The sequence below is a fragment of the Streptomyces sp. NPDC057694 genome (assembly GCF_042799415.1).
GTDB lineage: Bacteria > Actinomycetota > Actinomycetes > Streptomycetales > Streptomycetaceae > Streptomyces.
Genome location: NZ_JBHVIX010000006.1, coordinates 163,130 through 177,543, shown reverse-complemented (window position 1 = coordinate 177,543; position 14,414 = coordinate 163,130). Strand labels below are relative to the sequence as shown.

The following is a 14,414-nucleotide window of genomic DNA, read 5'->3' as shown; positions in this document are numbered from 1 at the left end:
GCACGGCCCGGAGCACGCGCTGTGGAGAACTCAACAGAGTGCCGACCCAGCCGCATGAACAGGTGCGGTCGATGGGTGCGGGTCACCATCCCGGCGTCCATGTCGGGCCGGGTGACCTGCCCGGAACTGCTCTTCGGGGCAGATCTGGCATCTGCGGCTTTCGCCGCGTCTCGAAGCTCAACCTCTCCGCTGCGTCTACCGCGGCGGCCGGTTGCCTCCGCTGCTCGTCTCGTACGAGCAGCGCCGAGGGGAGCCGGATCTACCGACTTCAACGGCGTGCGGCCCCGGTGCTCGAACACCGGGGCCGCTGTTTTGGGCCGTTGCCAACTGCTAGGGAGACACGACCCATGAACATCATCGTCACTGTTCAGGACGTTGTTACCGCGTTCGCTCCGGATCTGGAGCCCACGGCCGCGGAGCTGGACGCGATCGAGGACGAGGCGCCGCTCATCGACGCGGAGCTGGCGTTGCTGGACGTGCAGATCGCTCTGCTGGACCGGCCGGTGTCGCTGCTGGATGAGCGGCGGCTGCGGCGGGCGGCGAACAAGGTGCTCGCCGCGCGTGCCGAGGTCACCAACCGGCTGTCGGCGGTTCGGGAGGGCGACGCCGCATGATCCGCATCGTCACCAGGAAGCGGCTCGCGCTGCTGGAGGCCGACCGGCTCGCCGCGTTCGAGCGTGCACAGGTGGCCAAGGAGGCCGCTACCGCAGCAGCCGAGCGGCACGAGCAGGCACTGACCGCCGCCACCGACCGTGCGGAGCGGGCAGAAGCGACCACCGATGAGGTGGCGGCGCTGCTGTCGCACGCGGTGAAGCAGGCGAGCTCGGCCGAGCAGCAGATGCTGCTCGATCAGATCGAGATGCGGCGACTGCGGCAGGAACTGGCCGAGGCGCAGGGGTCGGGTCGGTCGGTGTTCGTGCTGCTCCACTACGGCACCCCTGCCATGGTCTACCGCAGCCGTGAGGACGCCTACGCCGACACCGCCACCCACGGCGCTCCGGCCGATGCGACCTGGGTTGCCTCGCACAAGTTTTGGGCGGATGCGGAATGGCTGCTCGCAGCGTTCACGTACGACGCCGGCGCCCGCGGTTTCCGGGGCGTGCTGGCTCCTGTCGCTGAGTCGGTCGGGGGTGCGGCGTGAACAGTGTTCAGACGCGTTCAGCAGAGCGCGCACTGTCGGGCGGCACGTGGTCGATCGTGTGCGGGGCGATGCTCTTCTCGATCCTCACCGTGACGCCGTTGATGGCCGACCACACGGCCCCCGAGTGGGCGTGGACGGCGCCGATTCTGCCGCTGGTGGTGGATGCCGCGGTGGTCATCGTGGTCAAGCTCGATGACGTGCTGGCCCGTCTCGGAGGGAACGGCGGTCGGTGGCCGCTCGCGCTGCGGTGGATGACGGGGTTGATGACTCTGGCCCTGAACACCGCGGACTCCGCGCTGATGAAAGACATGGTCGGCGTGGCTGTCCATTCCGTGGCGCCGCTGCTGCTCATCGTCACCGCGGAGACCAGTCTCGCCTACCGGCGCGCTCTCGCAGCCGCTCAGGTGGCCCTGGAGGCCGAGCGGAAGGCGCAGCGCGAGGATGCCGAGCGCAAGGCCGAACAGCGCGCGGAACGCGTTCGCCGGGAAGCCCGCGAGGAGCGCGAGCACGCCGCAGCGCTGGCCCGTGAACAGCGCGAGCACGACGCCCTGTTGGCTCGTGAACAGGCCGAGCGCGAGGAGCGCCGGGGGCGTGAGGAGCGCGATGCGCGGGAGCGGGCGGAGGCTGCCGAGCGGGAGGCTCGTGAACGCCGTGAACGCGAGCGTGAACAGCGTGAACACGAGCGGCTAACGCGTGAACGCCAGGAGCGCGAGCGCGCCGAAGCGGAAGCCCGCGAGCGCGCCGCACAGGTGGAGCGTGAACGCCGTGAACGCGAGGAGCACGTGGCCCGTGAACGCGCCGCGCTGCTCGATCGCGGGCCGGCCGAGGTGAAGCTGGCCGAGCCCGACGCGCGCCGCACGGTCGGCGCAGCGTTCGGGGCGGGTCTGTCGGTGCGGCAGGCGGCCGAGTTGTGCGGCTGGTCGGTGGGCTGGGTCTCGTCCCGCTACGCCGAGCACCGCGGCCCGGACGCCGGCGGCCTCGCGATTGCGAGCGCCTGATGCCGACCGCCTACAGCAAGTGCTACGACCCCACCGGGGCCCGCTACGGGATACCGACCTACCCCTGGAAGTACGCCCCCGACGGACTCGCCACCCGGCGACAGCTCCGGGCGCTCGGTCTGCGTCCGGCCGGCCAGGAGGTCTGTGCCCAGTTGATGCTGCGCCACCGCGGCCGAAGGTCCGGCGCGATGGTGGCCTACCTCTACCGGGTCGACCTGGCGAAGCCGGTCCGTCCGATGACCTCGCGCAAGTGGGGCGCGCTCGCGCTCGCGATGCACGCCCGCTGCACCTGCCCCGTGTGCGGCGTGACCTACAGCTACTGCCTGCCGACCTCGCTCGGCATGTGCCTGCTGTGCCACGACGCCGCCAACGAACAGCGCGCCGCCTGAACATCCCTACCTGACCTGGGAGTTTCACCGTGTCGTCTCGCACCTCGTCCCGCAGGCGCACCGCGAAGGTGCCCGCCAGCGCGACCGTCATCAACATGCCCCGCCAGCGCCGTTCCGGCCGGAGCGGGCAGCCGTTCATCGTCGTCGTTCCCACCCACGGCCACTCGTGGAAGCAGCGGCTCGCCGCGGCCACCGGCCGCGCCGTGTGGCGCCACCGTCACGCGCTCATCCCGTCGTTCGCGGCGTTGGCCGCGCTGCCGGCCACCGCACTGCTGCATGCGCTGGCCTGGTGGTCCGGCCTGGTGCTGGCCCCGCTGGCGGCGGGGCCGCTGGTGTGGCTGCTGCTCACCCAGCGCCGCCGCCCGACCAGCGAGCGCACGGTCCTCGTCTGGCGCATCGGCCTGAGCCTGCTGGCCACCGCGGCCATCGCGTGGGCCGCGCTGGCCGCCGCGTTCAACCCGCTCGCGGGCCCGCTGGGTCTGCTGTGGGTGCTGCTGTGGGCGATCGCTCAGAGCGGCTGGCTCGTCGTCCGTCACACCCGCTGATCTGACAGGAGAGCGTTCATGGCAAGCGATCGGGTCAACAACTTCGCGAACCGGCAAGCGAGTCAGCCGTACACCAACCCGCGCCCGACCAACGGCTCGTCCAAGTCCGACAAGTTCGCCAACGCCGGGGCTGCCGCGGGCGGCTTCATCGGCGCGATGGGCGGCTCCTTCGCCCCGCCCATCAACATCAACGTCAGCAAGACCACCCACAACAACGGCGGCGGCCGTGCGAGCGGCGGCAGCCGCATGCACTCCCAGGCGCTGCTGCCCGCTCCGGAGTTCACCTCTCCCGCGCAGGTGCGCAACTACTGCAACCACCTGCGGGCGGTGTGCGTGACGCTGTCGATCGAGGTGGCCATGGGCGCCGAGATCCTCAAGGGCGTGCTGTCCACCGTCCCCGACCCCGACGGCCGCCTCGGCGGCTCGCGGATGCGGGCGAACCGGGTGGCGCGCAAGCTCCGCAAGTCCGCGGACGCCGCCCGGGATGCCGCGAAGAACGCGGCGGCGACCTACGCCCTGTTCCAGCAGCAGTACGAGGAAGAGATCAACCGCGTCCGTCACCGTGCCCGGCGCCCGCAGGGGCCGCGCATGGACTGGGCCCAGCAGTAAAGGAGGCGTGACCTATGGAGCGCGATGCGCAGCAGCAGCTCGCCGAGCTGCTGGAGAACCAGTTGCGGGGCGGCTCGGACGGCGGCGGGGTCGGCAAGTACCTGCTGCACCGGGCCAAGCCCCACCTGCCGCCCTGGCTGGGCATGGGCGGTCTCGGTCTGGCCGGCGTGCTCGGTCACCTGAAGTGGGCCGACAGCGTGCCCGCCGCCACCGGCCTCACCCTCACCTCGGTGGCGGTGACCGGCGGGGCGTATCTGATCGGGAAGACGACCAGCAAGCAGCGGCGCATCCACTCCGCGATCACCACCGCGTTCGGGTCCGCCTGGCTCACTGCCGCCTGCCTCGCCGGGCCGACCGCCGGACCGATGGACGATCTCTACCTGATGGGCGGCCCTGCGGTCGCCCTGTCGTGGAACGTGCGCCAGCTGATGCGGCACAACCCCGACGGCACCAGCTCCGGCAGCGGGGATGCAGGATTGATGGAGAAGATCGGTCTTGCCCGCGCACAGATTGGCGCGGCGAAGGTGGAGCCCAACCGGGTCACCGCCCCGATCGCGCTCGCCGCGGGGGAGCAGACCAACGACGACGTCGCCAAGGCGCTCAAGCTCCTCGCGTCCGCCGCCGATCTGCCCTCCCGGGCAGTGCGCTACATCCCGCACCCGGACTCCGAGCGCCGCGGGGACCTGGTCATCGTCCCTGAGGACATGCTCGCCGAGACCGTGGCCTGGGTGGGTCCGTCGAACCTGGGCGGCTCGATCGCGGACCCGCTGGTCATCGGCCGTTACGACGATGGCGCCCCGCTGATGCTGTGGCTGCCCGGCGATCCGGATGCGGGCCGCAACAGCACCCACATCCTGGTGGCCGGGCAATCCGGGTCCGGTAAGGGCGATGCGGCCCTGAACCTGCTGACCGAGGTTCTCTCCCGCCGGGACGTCATCGTGTGGATGTCGGACCCGAAGATGTTCCAGGACTTCGGCGCACTCCGGCCCGCCCTGGACTGGGCGGTGGAGGGCGGCACAGGCACGGAAATCATGGTCAAGGCAGTCGAGACCGCGATCCCCCAGCGCACGAAGTGGCTCGGCCAGCACGGCTACCGGCAGTGGTCGCCGGCCGCGGCCGGGGTGCAGAACGACCCGGAGCACTCCTGCCGCAACGACGGGCGGGCGTGCGGTTGCCAGGGGCTGCCGTTCCTCGTCGCGTGGATGGAGGAAGCCGCAAACACGCTGCGCGCGCTCGGGGACGACGCGTTCACCGGGATCGCGCAGGAGGCCCGCTCCGCGGGCATCTCGCTGATCGTGTCGTTGCAGCGTCCCTCCTACGACCAGATGTCCACCAGCACCCGGGCATCCCTGCCCTCGGTGGTGGCGCTCGGCTGCGACCCGCGCGATGAGGGGTTCTCGCTGCCGGACACGGTCATCGACCAAGGAGCCCACCCGGGCGCCTGGGCCAACCGCAAGCCCGGATACTGCTACGTCGTCTCGCCGGGCATCGACGAAGCGCGCTACCCGTCCCCGGGGCGCACCCAGCAGTTCACCCACCGCGCCACCCCGGCCATGGAGCAGCTCGCCGCCTGGGCACAGGCCAACGGCGCCGACGCGGGCCCCATCACCGCGGGCGCGGCGCAGGCGGTGGCCGGCGCGCACTACACCGGCCGCCCCGACGCCGACACCGCGCCCGAGCGGGGCCGCCACGCCGCCCCCGCGATCGCGCAGGCGGATCGATGGGGCATGGAGGAGGACGACATGGACGGATCCGGCTACGAACCGCTCGTGGACCCCGAGGACCTGGACATCGACCCCGAGGACGAGCTGCCCGAGGTTGAAGAGGGCGACGACACCCCGCTGTTCGGCGCCGACACCGGGCACAAGCCGGACCCGGACGAGGCCCGCCGGCTGTTCGCTCACGCGCTCGCGGAGTTCGAGCAGCAGGGGCAGATGATCGTCGGTCCGAAGGACTTCATGGACTGGTGCGACCGCAACAGCCTCTCCCGCCCGTGGGTGTCCGCCCGCCTCAAGGAGGCAGCGATCGAGGGCCGGTTGGAGGCGACGAACACCACCGGCCGGTGGCGCATCGTCCCCCACCCCGAGCCGACCCTGACGGCCGCCTGACACCTGACACCGCCTGACACCGTCAGACGGCCCTGACACCCAAAACCCTAGGCACACGCGCTGTCAGCAACGCGTGACACCGCCTCCTGACACCCGCTGACGCCCGTCTGACACCCACCCACGCGCGCGCTCGCACCCTCGTGGGTGCGGGCCCGCACGCCCGGAACCGGGAGCCCTCATGCATCACCCCGAGCGGCCCGCTACGGCCGTAGAAATCCACCAACCCATACCGATCACCCCGACCCACCACACCGCCCCGCTCGCCCCGCTCGCGCCGACCGCGGCGGCCCCGGTGCAGTCGGTCGTCCTGCCCGACGGCCGCGTCGTCACCGGCTACACCCTCACCCCCGCGCCGGCCCCGCTGCCGCTGCCCGCCGCGCCGGCCGCCCGGCCCATCTCCCGCACCGCGGTGAACATCGCACTCACCGGGGTTGGCTTCGCCGGGGCGTGCGGCGGGCTCGCCCTCGCCGCCACGTTCATCGCCGCACTGGCCGCCCTCGTGCACCAAATCATCATCCTCGCCGCGGTCATCTTCGGCGGATACGTCGCCGCACTCGTCTTCGGCCCCCGCGGCGGAGGCGGCAGCACGGTCGTGAACATCGGCAAAGCCGTCATCAAGCGCAACCGCTTCTACGGCTGAACTTCCCCGAAGGAGGCCCTGATGGCCTGCCGCGACTGCACCGGACACCACACCGAGCGTCTGGCCGCCTACCCGGCCGGCAACAACCGCTCGTCCCTGCGTGCCGCCGAGCGCGCCACCCGGGCCCGCACTGAGGCGCCCGGCGACGTGCACGTCCACTACGACGCCATCCACGACGACTTCGTCGTCATGCGCACCGACACCCTCACCACCGCCGCCTGAGGAGAGCAACCATGCCCAACAAGCCCATTGACCCGGTCGATCTGATCCGTGATGCGGCCGAAGCCGTACGCACCTTCAACCACCGCACCTTCCCCGGCGCCGACCGCCCCGGCCTGGTCTCCGTCCCTGAGGCGTACCGCGTTCTGGGCGCGCTTACCGCGCTCGCCGAGCGGCTGCCGCAGTCCTTCGAGCAGATCGACCACGCCCTGAACGCGCACTACCGGCGCGGTCACGTCAGCGCCGACTACGGCACACCCGCGCAGCACATCGCCACCGCTACCGCCTCGCTCCGGGAGGCCGAGGACTACGCCCGCGGCTTGGCCGCCGCGCTCAACCGCGCCTGGTCGGCCACCAACCCGCTGGGTCACACCGGCCCGCTCACCGACGCCGACGACCTGTAGCTGCGCCAAGGGCGGCCCCCGCCTCTCGCCAAAGAATCGGGGCCGCCCTTGTCCACCAGCACCCTGCGACAGGACTGGAGACACCCAGCATGACCCAAACGACCGACAACCGGCGAGAGCGCAGCCGCGACGGTCTGACCGAGCACCAGCGGACCGCCCTCGACCTCGCCGCATCCGGCCTCCCCACGCTGCCGCTACGGGCCGGGAAGGTCCCGTTCGGCAACTGCCGCAAGTGCACGGACAACGCGTGCGGCGGCCGGCCGAACATGAAGACCTCCGGCCCCTGCACCTGCCCCGGCCCGTGCCACGGATGGGCGGCAGCGACCACCGACCCGAGCGTCATCAACTCCGGCCCCTGGCGTCGTGCCTGGGTGTGCGCGAGCGCGGTCGCCTACCACCCGGGCGGCGCCGGCCTGACGGTCGTCGACCTCGACAACGCCGACGCGATCGCGTGGGCCCGCGAGAACCTGCCGAGCACCCAGACCGTGCCCACCACCCGGGGCGAACACTGGCTCTACCTCGGTCGCATGCCCTCCGCCAATGGCGTGCGGCCCGGCGTGGACATCAAGTCCACGATGGCCTACGCCCGTTGGCTCGGGTCCGGCACCGGCACCATGACCGCCCTGCCCGACGCCGTACGCGCGCTCACCGCAGCCAAGCCCGCGGCCCCCGTACCCGTCCAGGTTCCGGCGCCGACCGGGGGCGGCGAGTGCCGCCACCGCGCCCCCGCCTACCTCGAACGCGGCATCGCCATGGCGGAGCAGCGCATCACCGCGGCCACCAGCGGCGTGCACCACGCCGTGTACGCGACGTTCCTGGCCGTGCTCTCGACCCACGGCCGGTGCGGCTGCCTCACCGAGGACCACATCGCCCGCCTATTCACCGCCGCGCAGACCAAGGGCGAAACGCCGCGGCACTGCACCGACGCGTGGACCAACGCCCGCACCAAGTTGGGGCTTTGAGCATGGAAGACGACGACAAGAACCCGGCACGAAAGGTCATCGCGGACTACGCACAAGAGCGCTTCCGCTACTTCCGCACCGCCGACGGCACCGTCTACGCCCAGCACAAGGGCCACCCGGTCGCCCGCCCGATCCGCTCCCAGGGCACCACCGGCAGCCACCGCCAGGAACTCATGGTCGGCCTGTTCAAGGACGGCATCGGCGTCTTCAACGGCACCGCTTTGAAGGAGGCACTCGACTTGATCGAAGCACTCGCCCTCACCGAGCAGGTCCAGCCCGTCCACATCCGCGTCGCCCCCGGCTTCGACGGGGCCACCTGGCTCGACCTGGGCCGCAACGACGGACAATCCGTCCGCATCCACCCCACCGGCTGGGACATCGCCGTCCCCGACCCCCGCGAGGTGTGCTGGCGGCGCACCCAGCTCACCGGCGAACTCCCCCTGCCGGAAAAGAAGACCAACGGCAAGGGCATCGACCTGCTCTTTAGGCTGTGCAACTTCGCCAACGCCGAGACCGAGTGCCTGGCCATGGCCTGGCTGATCGGCTGCCTGGAACCCTCCGTGCCCGTCCCCGCTCCCTTCCTCACCGGCCCCCAGGGCGCGGGGAAGTCCACCGGCGGGCGGATGCTCGTCCGGCTCATCGAGGGCATGACCGGTGACCTGCGCCGCGCCCCGAAGGACGAGGACAACCTGATCGCCGCGGTCGCCGCGGGATGGGTCACCGCGCTGGACAACCTCTCCCACATGACCCCGGACCTGTCCGACGCGATGTGCTGCATCGTCACCGGCGCCGAGTCCGTCAAGCGGGCCCTGTTCACCGACGGGGACGTCTTCCGCGCCCGCTACCGCCGCCCCCTGCTCCTCACCGGAATCGACGTCGGCGTCATCCGCCCCGACCTCGCCGAACGCCTCCTGCCGCTCCGTATGGAGCGGCCCAAGGTGCGGCGCACCGAAGCGGAGCTGTGGACGGAGTACGCCGAAGCCCTGCCCGTCATGCTCGGCTCCCTGCTCGACCTGACCGTCAACGTCCGCACCGCCACCGCCGAGACACCGACCGATCTGCGCATGGCGGACTTCGCCCACCTGTGCGCCCAACTCGACGAAGCCATGGGCGTCGGCGCGCTGCCGGCCTACCGGGCCGGACTCGACGACCTCAACGACGACGTCATCGAGGGCGACCTGCTCGCGCAGACCGTGCTGCAGTACGCGGCCGGCATGCCCGCCGGGGCACAGGAGCGGATGACGTCCGCGGAGTGGCTGCACCTCCTCACCCGGCTCTACAGCGGCGACGACTGCCGACCGCTACCCAAGGGGTGGCCGACCACCGGCAAGGTCCTCTCCGACCGGCTCAAGCGTCTTCAGCCCACACTCGCCGCCCGCGGCCTGAACGTCGACTGGGGACGCACCAAAACCGCCCGCTACATCGAACTCACCGACCCAGTTCCGGAACCCGCGACGCAGCAGGAAGCAGCGTTCTGACCACCAGGTCACCGCACAACAGCAAGAGGAGCACCCGGCACGGCGCGCGCGGGGTGCTCCTCTTGCTGTTCGGTGCGCAGCACCGCCCCAAGGACGTGCCGCGTAGCGGCTCCTTCTTCGCGTTCTGAGCCGCGCACAACAACAGACACCACCCCCTCTCTTTTCCTAAGTAGGGGAACGCTGCGTCACCTGCGTCACCCACGCCGGAAAACGGCCCCTGACCAGCAGAGAAGGGGGTGACGCAGAGCCCGAACCTCTGCGTCATCGTGCGTCACCTGCGTCACCCCCGGGTGACGCAGGTGACGCGGCGGTGACGCACCCACTTCACCGTTCGTCACCGATAACCGCAGGTCAGAGGCCTGGATGACGCAGGTGACGCAGTGACGCAGAAATCCGAACCTCGGACAGGTGCAAGCCCTCGCCATGACCAGAGCCTCGAAGGAGACGCCCGTGGCACGCCCCCAGAAGCTGAAGCTCGCTGAAGTACTCGAAGAGATCGAGATGAGCCGCGCCGCCTTCTACCGGATGCGCGCCCGCGGCCAGGCCCCCCGCATCCACAAACTCCCCAACGGCCAACTCCGCGTCAGCCGAGCCGACCTGGACGCCTGGTGGGCGGCCTGTGAGCAGCACGCCGCATAGATCAAACCGCTTCACCGGGGCCCGCGCTGAGCGCGGGCCCCTCTTCACGTCTGGAGAGACATGCTCACGTACGACGTCGATATCTGGTCCATCCGCAAGCGTGCCGGCCGCCCCAAGCCATGGGAACTGCGTTGGAGGGTGGGCGAGCGTCCCCACTCCCGCAGTTTCAAGCTGAAGCCTCAGGCAGACGGGCGTCGGGCCGAGTTGATGGCGGCCCTGCGGGAGCAGCAGCAATTCGACGAGGAAACGGGCCTTCCTGCACGTGAGTTGATGGCTTTGACCTCTCCTTCCTGGTACGAGCACGTGACGGAGTACGTCCTCATGAAGTGGCCGCGCGCCGCCGCCAAGCACCGGGCGAGCATCGCGGAATCCCTCGCGGTCGTGACGCCCGTACTGGTCACCAGCAAGCGGGGAGCACCCCGCCCTTCGGTGCTGCGAGACGCGCTCTATCAGTGGGCGTTCCGGGCAGTCCGTGGACCGGAAGGCGCTTGGGTTCCTCGCCACGTAGCCGAGGAACCTCCGGCGGACATCCGTACCGCGCTGGAATGGGTCGCCGCTCGCTCCATCAAGGTCAAGGACTTGGCGGACCCTGCCCTACTCCGTCCCGCCCTTGAAGCCCTTTCCCTCCGTCTGGACGGAGGGAAAGCCGCCGAGAACACTGCCCGGCGTAAGCGCATGGTCCTGAGCAACGTCCTGCGCTACACAGTCGAGGAGAAGGGCCTACTCGCCTCGAACCCTCTCCCGCGAGTGGACTGGACCCCGCCCGAGAGCGACGACGAAATCGACTTCCGGTACGTGCCGGACCCCCGTTTGGCCCGCTCCCTACTCGGAGCCATTCGCGACTCCGGCCCCCGCGGCCAACATCTACACGCGTTCTTCGGATGCCTCTACTACGCCGCGATGCGCCCCGGCGAAATCGTCGCGCTCACGGAATCCGACTGCACCTTGCCGCCCAACTCGCCCGATGCCGTGAAGAAGTGGGGTGAGCTGCTACTCGGGGAGAGCCGCCCGGAAGTCGGCGGCGGCTGGACGGACGAGGGCACGTCGTACGAGAAACGCGGATTGAAGCGGCGCAGGCAGGGCGCAACGCGGACCGTGCCCATTCCGCCTGTGCTCGTGCATCTCCTACGCCAGCACATCGAGCGCTACGGCACTGCCGAGGACGGTCGGCTATTCCGAGCTTCACGGGGTGGGCGCGTTCCCTCCACCGAGTACTGCGGCCTGTGGGAGAGAGCGCGCAAGGCGGTCCTCTCGCCCCGTGAGGTGAAGTCGGACCTTGCCGCCGTGCCGTACTCCCTTCGGCACGCAGGAGTGTCCCTCTGGATCAAGTCGGGGGTGGACCCGGCGGAGGTCGCCGCGCGCGCCGGCCACAGCATCGCCGTGCTCTACCGCTTCTACGCGAAGATCCTGAAGGGCGGTCAGCAGCACTCCAACGACCTGATCTCCCGCGCGCTCGACGAGGGCGAGGAGTCCTGATCCTGGCCCACAGATGGCCCATACGTACTGGTCAAGGCTGGGATATGGGCGAGATGGGGTGAGACAGGCTCAACGCGAAAGGGGTGCTCCGGAGACCGGGGCACCCCTTCTGACCAGCATCTACGCTGACCTGCATGCGGTGGGTGTGGGATTTGAACCCACGGTGACTCTCGCCACGACGGTTTTCAAGACCGTTCCCTTAGGCCGCTCGGGCAACCCACCTCGCACTCGTCCGCCTGGAACGGAGCGGGTACAGCGTACCGGGCTCGCGCCTCGCGCGACGTGCGCGGCCCATACGGGGCCATCGACTCCTCCGCGGCACGCCTCAGCGCCCTGCCAGTCCGCGGGTCCGGAGCCGGGGTCGGACGCGTGTCACCCGGCAGCGGGGCCGTCCCAGGTCGTCATGAGGGATTCGAGTCCTCCTGTCACCGTGCCCCGGTCCGGGCGGAGAGGACGTGCGGGGTCGGCGTGCGCGAGGCCGGGGAAACGGGCGAGCCCGGTGAGGTGGACGGCCAGTTCCAGCCGGGCGAGCGCGGCGCCGACGCAGTAGAAGGTGCCCCGGCCGAACGCTATGTGCGGGTTGGGATGGCGGGAGATGTCGAAGCGCGCCGCGTCGGTGAAGACCTGTTCGTCCTGGTTCGCCGACTGGAAGGACAGCACGATCAGGTCGCCTTGCTTGATCGACGCGCCGGGCAGAGGCATGTCGCGGCGGGCGTAGCGCGGCATCCAGCTGCCGCCGGGAACGGCCAGCCGCACGATCTCCTCCACCGCTCCCGGAACGAGCGAGGCGTCGTCCCGCAGAGCACTCAGCTGGTCGGGATGGTTGAGCAGGAACGCCGTGCCGTAGACCATGCGCGTCGCGACCGTGTCGTAGCCGGCCAGGAAGAGGTCGAGGATCGTGTCGACCAGTTCGTCGTCGCACAGCGGTCGTTCTTCGGGGGAGGCGAGGGCGAAGTCCGCCAGCATGCCGTTCGTGTCCGGCAGCGCACTCGCCCGGGCGCGGGTCGCCTCGACGGCCTCGAGCATCCGGTCGCGCAGCCGGAGTCGCCACGCCGCTGCCGCGTCGGCGCTGCCCGGCCTGCGCGCCGCGTCCGACCAGGCGACGAGGTCGCTCGTCAGAGGGTGCGGCAGGCCGAGGACGTCACAGATGACGGCGGCGGCGAACGGCTCCGCCAGACCTGTGCGCACGTCCATCGGCGGCCCTTCGGCCAGCCGTGCGTCGACGAGGCGCTCCATCACCCGCTCGACGCGGGGTCTCAGCCGGGCTATCTGCCGGCTGCTGAAGTGGTGCGAGACCACCTGCCGCCAGCGGGCATGGGCGGTGGCCTCGTCGGCATGGTCGTCACGCGGTCCCATCAAGGCGGCGTCCCACAGGCGCGGCGCGTGCGGGGGATCCTGGTGCGCTCTGCCCACACGGGGATCCCCGCACATGTTCCGTACGAGATCGTGGCTCGTCACGAGCCACGCCTCGTCCCCGGCCGAGGTGGGCAACCGGTGCAGGCCTCCCTCGGCCCGCAACGCGGCGAGCTCAGGGGGTTCCCCCAGATCCGCGGGGCAGGGAAAGGGCACGGCAAGGTGATGCGACGGCTCACCGGTCATGACCTGCGATACCTCTTTCCCCCGGCCCGGACACTCAGATCGGCTCGCTTACCTGCCGCCGCCGTTCGACGGCCCGGTAAGCCTGATCGACGATGGCCGTGGTCACCCGGGGAAGGGAATCCGGCTGCACGGCGAGGAAGAGATTGGGCTCCACGAGTTCCAGTTCCATGACCGTCGGCTGCCCGTCGTCGTCGTCCACGAGATCGACCCGGGCGTAGAAGAGGTTCTGTCCTTCGGGAACCACCGAAAGGGCGTGTTCGGCGACCTCCCGCTCTCTTTCCGTCGGAATCCACGGCTCCAGTCCCGGGTGGGCGACCTTGCGGTGGTCGAACGGGACCTCCGGGGCCAGAACCGCATTCTTGCGAATGGCGTGCAGAAACGTGCCGTTGAAGAATACGAGGGCACGTTCACCGCGAGAGTCGATCCGTGACATGTACGGCTGCACCATCGCGGTGAGACCCTCGCTGTGCATGTGACGGATGTGGTTCTCGGCCGTGGAGTGATCGGCCGGCCGGTACCGGGCCGCGTACCGGGCGCCCGCCCCCACCGCGGGCTTGACGACGAATTCGTTGTCGGACGGCAGGGCGAACTCGGCGTCGGGTTTCAGGTAGCGGGTTCGTACGGCGGGGACACCCGCCTCCACCAGCTTCGCGAGGTAGTACTTGTCCGCGCTCCAGCGCACCACGGACAGAGGATTGAGCAACTGGGTCGCGCGGCTGCACTGCTCCGCCCATTGCAGGAAGTCGGCCCTGCGCCACGTGTAATCCCATGTCGAGCGGATCAACACAAGATCGAAGGCGTTCCAATTGACTTCGGAGTCATCCCAATTGACGGCTGCCGCCTCGACGCCCTCCCGGTTCAACGCTTCAAGAAGCGTCGGCATGTCATGATCGGTATTGATCTCCGGGCGCGGCCTGGTGGTGACCAAGGCGATCTTGGCATCCGGCATGACTCGCTCCTCACTCGCAACGACGTGTCGGGAGAGCACGTTAGCGCGCACAGGAATTTCACTGAAATCGCCTGAGCAGGAGTTTCTCTGTGCTACTTGTGGTGCCGAGGTACCGAAGCGCCGGTCCAAAGATCACCCTACAGAGGTTCATCAGGGCGCGAGTTGACAACTCGTCAAGCCTATACAGCAAGAAGCCGCAAAGGAAAGCGACCCGGCATTTCTGGCATGATGTCGTCTCGGAACATTCGGTCCGTGAGG

At 70.0% G+C, this 14,414-nt stretch carries 16 protein-coding genes and 1 tRNA gene; 14 read left to right on the top strand and 3 right to left on the bottom strand.

Going from position 1 to position 14,414, the window contains the following annotated elements; genetic code table 11:
• Positions 1-347 precede the first annotated feature (347 nt).
• From ACFVDP_RS17035 to ACFVDP_RS16970, 14 genes are all read left to right on the top strand, one after another.
• Positions 348-614: a DUF6284 family protein gene (locus ACFVDP_RS17035; protein ID WP_383489989.1), complete on the top strand. Its 267-nt coding sequence runs from the start codon at positions 348-350 to the stop codon at positions 612-614.
• Positions 611-1,141, top strand: coding sequence for a hypothetical protein (locus ACFVDP_RS17030; protein ID WP_383489986.1), 531 nt, complete (start codon positions 611-613; stop codon positions 1,139-1,141). The genes ACFVDP_RS17035 and ACFVDP_RS17030 overlap by 4 nt, the downstream gene beginning before the upstream one ends.
• On the top strand, positions 1,138-2,139 hold the full coding sequence (locus tag ACFVDP_RS17025) for a DUF2637 domain-containing protein (RefSeq protein ID WP_383489983.1): 1,002 nt from the start codon (positions 1,138-1,140) through the stop codon (positions 2,137-2,139). Before ACFVDP_RS17030 ends, ACFVDP_RS17025 begins: the two co-directional genes overlap by 4 nt.
• The gene (locus ACFVDP_RS17020; protein ID WP_383489980.1) at positions 2,139-2,528 is read left to right on the top strand and encodes an RRQRL motif-containing zinc-binding protein; all 390 of its coding nucleotides are present in this window, start codon (positions 2,139-2,141) and stop codon (positions 2,526-2,528) included. The genes ACFVDP_RS17025 and ACFVDP_RS17020 overlap by 1 nt, the downstream gene beginning before the upstream one ends.
• Positions 2,529-2,557: 29 nt before the next feature.
• A complete protein-coding gene (locus ACFVDP_RS17015; protein ID WP_383489977.1) occupies positions 2,558-3,073 on the top strand; it encodes a hypothetical protein in 516 nt (171 codons plus the stop codon).
• 18 nt (positions 3,074-3,091) lie between these two features.
• Positions 3,092-3,682 carry a plasmid transfer protein TraA gene (gene traA, locus ACFVDP_RS17010; RefSeq protein ID WP_383489974.1) on the top strand — a complete coding sequence of 197 codons (591 nt, stop codon included), beginning with the start codon at positions 3,092-3,094 and terminating at the stop codon, positions 3,680-3,682.
• A 14-nt stretch (positions 3,683-3,696) separates the two neighbouring features.
• Positions 3,697-5,790, top strand: a complete 2,094-nt coding sequence (gene traB / locus ACFVDP_RS17005) for a plasmid transfer protein TraB (protein WP_383489972.1) — start codon at positions 3,697-3,699, stop codon at positions 5,788-5,790.
• 178 nt (positions 5,791-5,968) lie between these two features.
• Positions 5,969-6,430, top strand: coding sequence for a hypothetical protein (locus ACFVDP_RS17000; RefSeq protein WP_383489970.1), 462 nt, complete (start codon positions 5,969-5,971; stop codon positions 6,428-6,430).
• A gap of 21 nt (positions 6,431-6,451) precedes the next feature.
• Positions 6,452-6,652: a hypothetical protein gene (locus ACFVDP_RS16995; protein WP_383489968.1), complete on the top strand. Its 201-nt coding sequence runs from the start codon at positions 6,452-6,454 to the stop codon at positions 6,650-6,652.
• 11 nt (positions 6,653-6,663) lie between these two features.
• Positions 6,664-7,053 carry a hypothetical protein gene (locus tag ACFVDP_RS16990; protein WP_383489966.1) on the top strand — a complete coding sequence of 130 codons (390 nt, stop codon included), beginning with the start codon at positions 6,664-6,666 and terminating at the stop codon, positions 7,051-7,053.
• A gap of 89 nt (positions 7,054-7,142) precedes the next feature.
• On the top strand, positions 7,143-8,015 hold the full coding sequence (locus tag ACFVDP_RS16985; protein WP_383489963.1) for a bifunctional DNA primase/polymerase: 873 nt from the start codon (positions 7,143-7,145) through the stop codon (positions 8,013-8,015).
• 2 nt (positions 8,016-8,017) lie between these two features.
• On the top strand, positions 8,018-9,493 hold the full coding sequence (locus ACFVDP_RS16980; RefSeq protein WP_383490426.1) for an ATP-binding protein: 1,476 nt from the start codon (positions 8,018-8,020) through the stop codon (positions 9,491-9,493).
• 450 nt (positions 9,494-9,943) lie between these two features.
• Complete coding sequence (locus ACFVDP_RS16975) at positions 9,944-10,132, top strand: helix-turn-helix transcriptional regulator (protein ID WP_383489960.1); 189 nt, start codon at positions 9,944-9,946, stop codon at positions 10,130-10,132.
• Positions 10,133-10,192: 60 nt separating this feature from the next.
• The gene (locus ACFVDP_RS16970) at positions 10,193-11,608 is read left to right on the top strand and encodes a tyrosine-type recombinase/integrase (RefSeq protein WP_383489957.1); all 1,416 of its coding nucleotides are present in this window, start codon (positions 10,193-10,195) and stop codon (positions 11,606-11,608) included.
• A gap of 137 nt (positions 11,609-11,745) precedes the next feature.
• Here ACFVDP_RS16970 and ACFVDP_RS16965 read toward each other — a convergent pair.
• The 3 genes from ACFVDP_RS16965 to ACFVDP_RS16955 all read right to left on the bottom strand — a co-directional run bounded on the left by ACFVDP_RS16965 (position 11,746) and on the right by ACFVDP_RS16955 (position 14,156).
• Positions 11,746-11,830: transfer RNA gene (locus ACFVDP_RS16965), tRNA-Ser, on the bottom strand.
• A gap of 150 nt (positions 11,831-11,980) precedes the next feature.
• A complete protein-coding gene (locus ACFVDP_RS16960; RefSeq protein ID WP_383489954.1) occupies positions 11,981-13,207 on the bottom strand; it encodes a cytochrome P450 in 1,227 nt (408 codons plus the stop codon).
• Positions 13,208-13,241: 34 nt separating this feature from the next.
• Complete coding sequence (locus ACFVDP_RS16955; protein WP_383489952.1) at positions 13,242-14,156, bottom strand: RimK family alpha-L-glutamate ligase; 915 nt, start codon at positions 14,154-14,156, stop codon at positions 13,242-13,244.
• Between the last annotated feature and the right edge of the window lie 258 nt (positions 14,157-14,414).

Coding starts and splice junctions, on each gene's coding strand:
- ACFVDP_RS17000 (WP_383489970.1), top strand. CDS start 5,969: ATGCATCACCCCGAGCGGCCCGCTACGGCCGTAGAAATCCACCAACCC.
- ACFVDP_RS16980 (WP_383490426.1), top strand. CDS start 8,018: ATGGAAGACGACGACAAGAACCCGGCACGAAAGGTCATCGCGGACTAC.
- ACFVDP_RS16995 (WP_383489968.1), top strand. CDS start 6,452: ATGGCCTGCCGCGACTGCACCGGACACCACACCGAGCGTCTGGCCGCC.
- ACFVDP_RS16955 (WP_383489952.1), bottom strand. CDS start 14,156: ATGCCGGATGCCAAGATCGCCTTGGTCACCACCAGGCCGCGCCCGGAG.
- traB (WP_383489972.1), top strand. CDS start 3,697: ATGGAGCGCGATGCGCAGCAGCAGCTCGCCGAGCTGCTGGAGAACCAG.
- traA (WP_383489974.1), top strand. CDS start 3,092: ATGGCAAGCGATCGGGTCAACAACTTCGCGAACCGGCAAGCGAGTCAG.
- ACFVDP_RS16985 (WP_383489963.1), top strand. CDS start 7,143: ATGACCCAAACGACCGACAACCGGCGAGAGCGCAGCCGCGACGGTCTG.
- ACFVDP_RS16960 (WP_383489954.1), bottom strand. CDS start 13,207: ATGACCGGTGAGCCGTCGCATCACCTTGCCGTGCCCTTTCCCTGCCCC.
- ACFVDP_RS17020 (WP_383489980.1), top strand. CDS start 2,139: ATGCCGACCGCCTACAGCAAGTGCTACGACCCCACCGGGGCCCGCTAC.
- ACFVDP_RS17035 (WP_383489989.1), top strand. CDS start 348: ATGAACATCATCGTCACTGTTCAGGACGTTGTTACCGCGTTCGCTCCG.
- ACFVDP_RS17030 (WP_383489986.1), top strand. CDS start 611: ATGATCCGCATCGTCACCAGGAAGCGGCTCGCGCTGCTGGAGGCCGAC.
- ACFVDP_RS16990 (WP_383489966.1), top strand. CDS start 6,664: ATGCCCAACAAGCCCATTGACCCGGTCGATCTGATCCGTGATGCGGCC.
- ACFVDP_RS16970 (WP_383489957.1), top strand. CDS start 10,193: ATGCTCACGTACGACGTCGATATCTGGTCCATCCGCAAGCGTGCCGGC.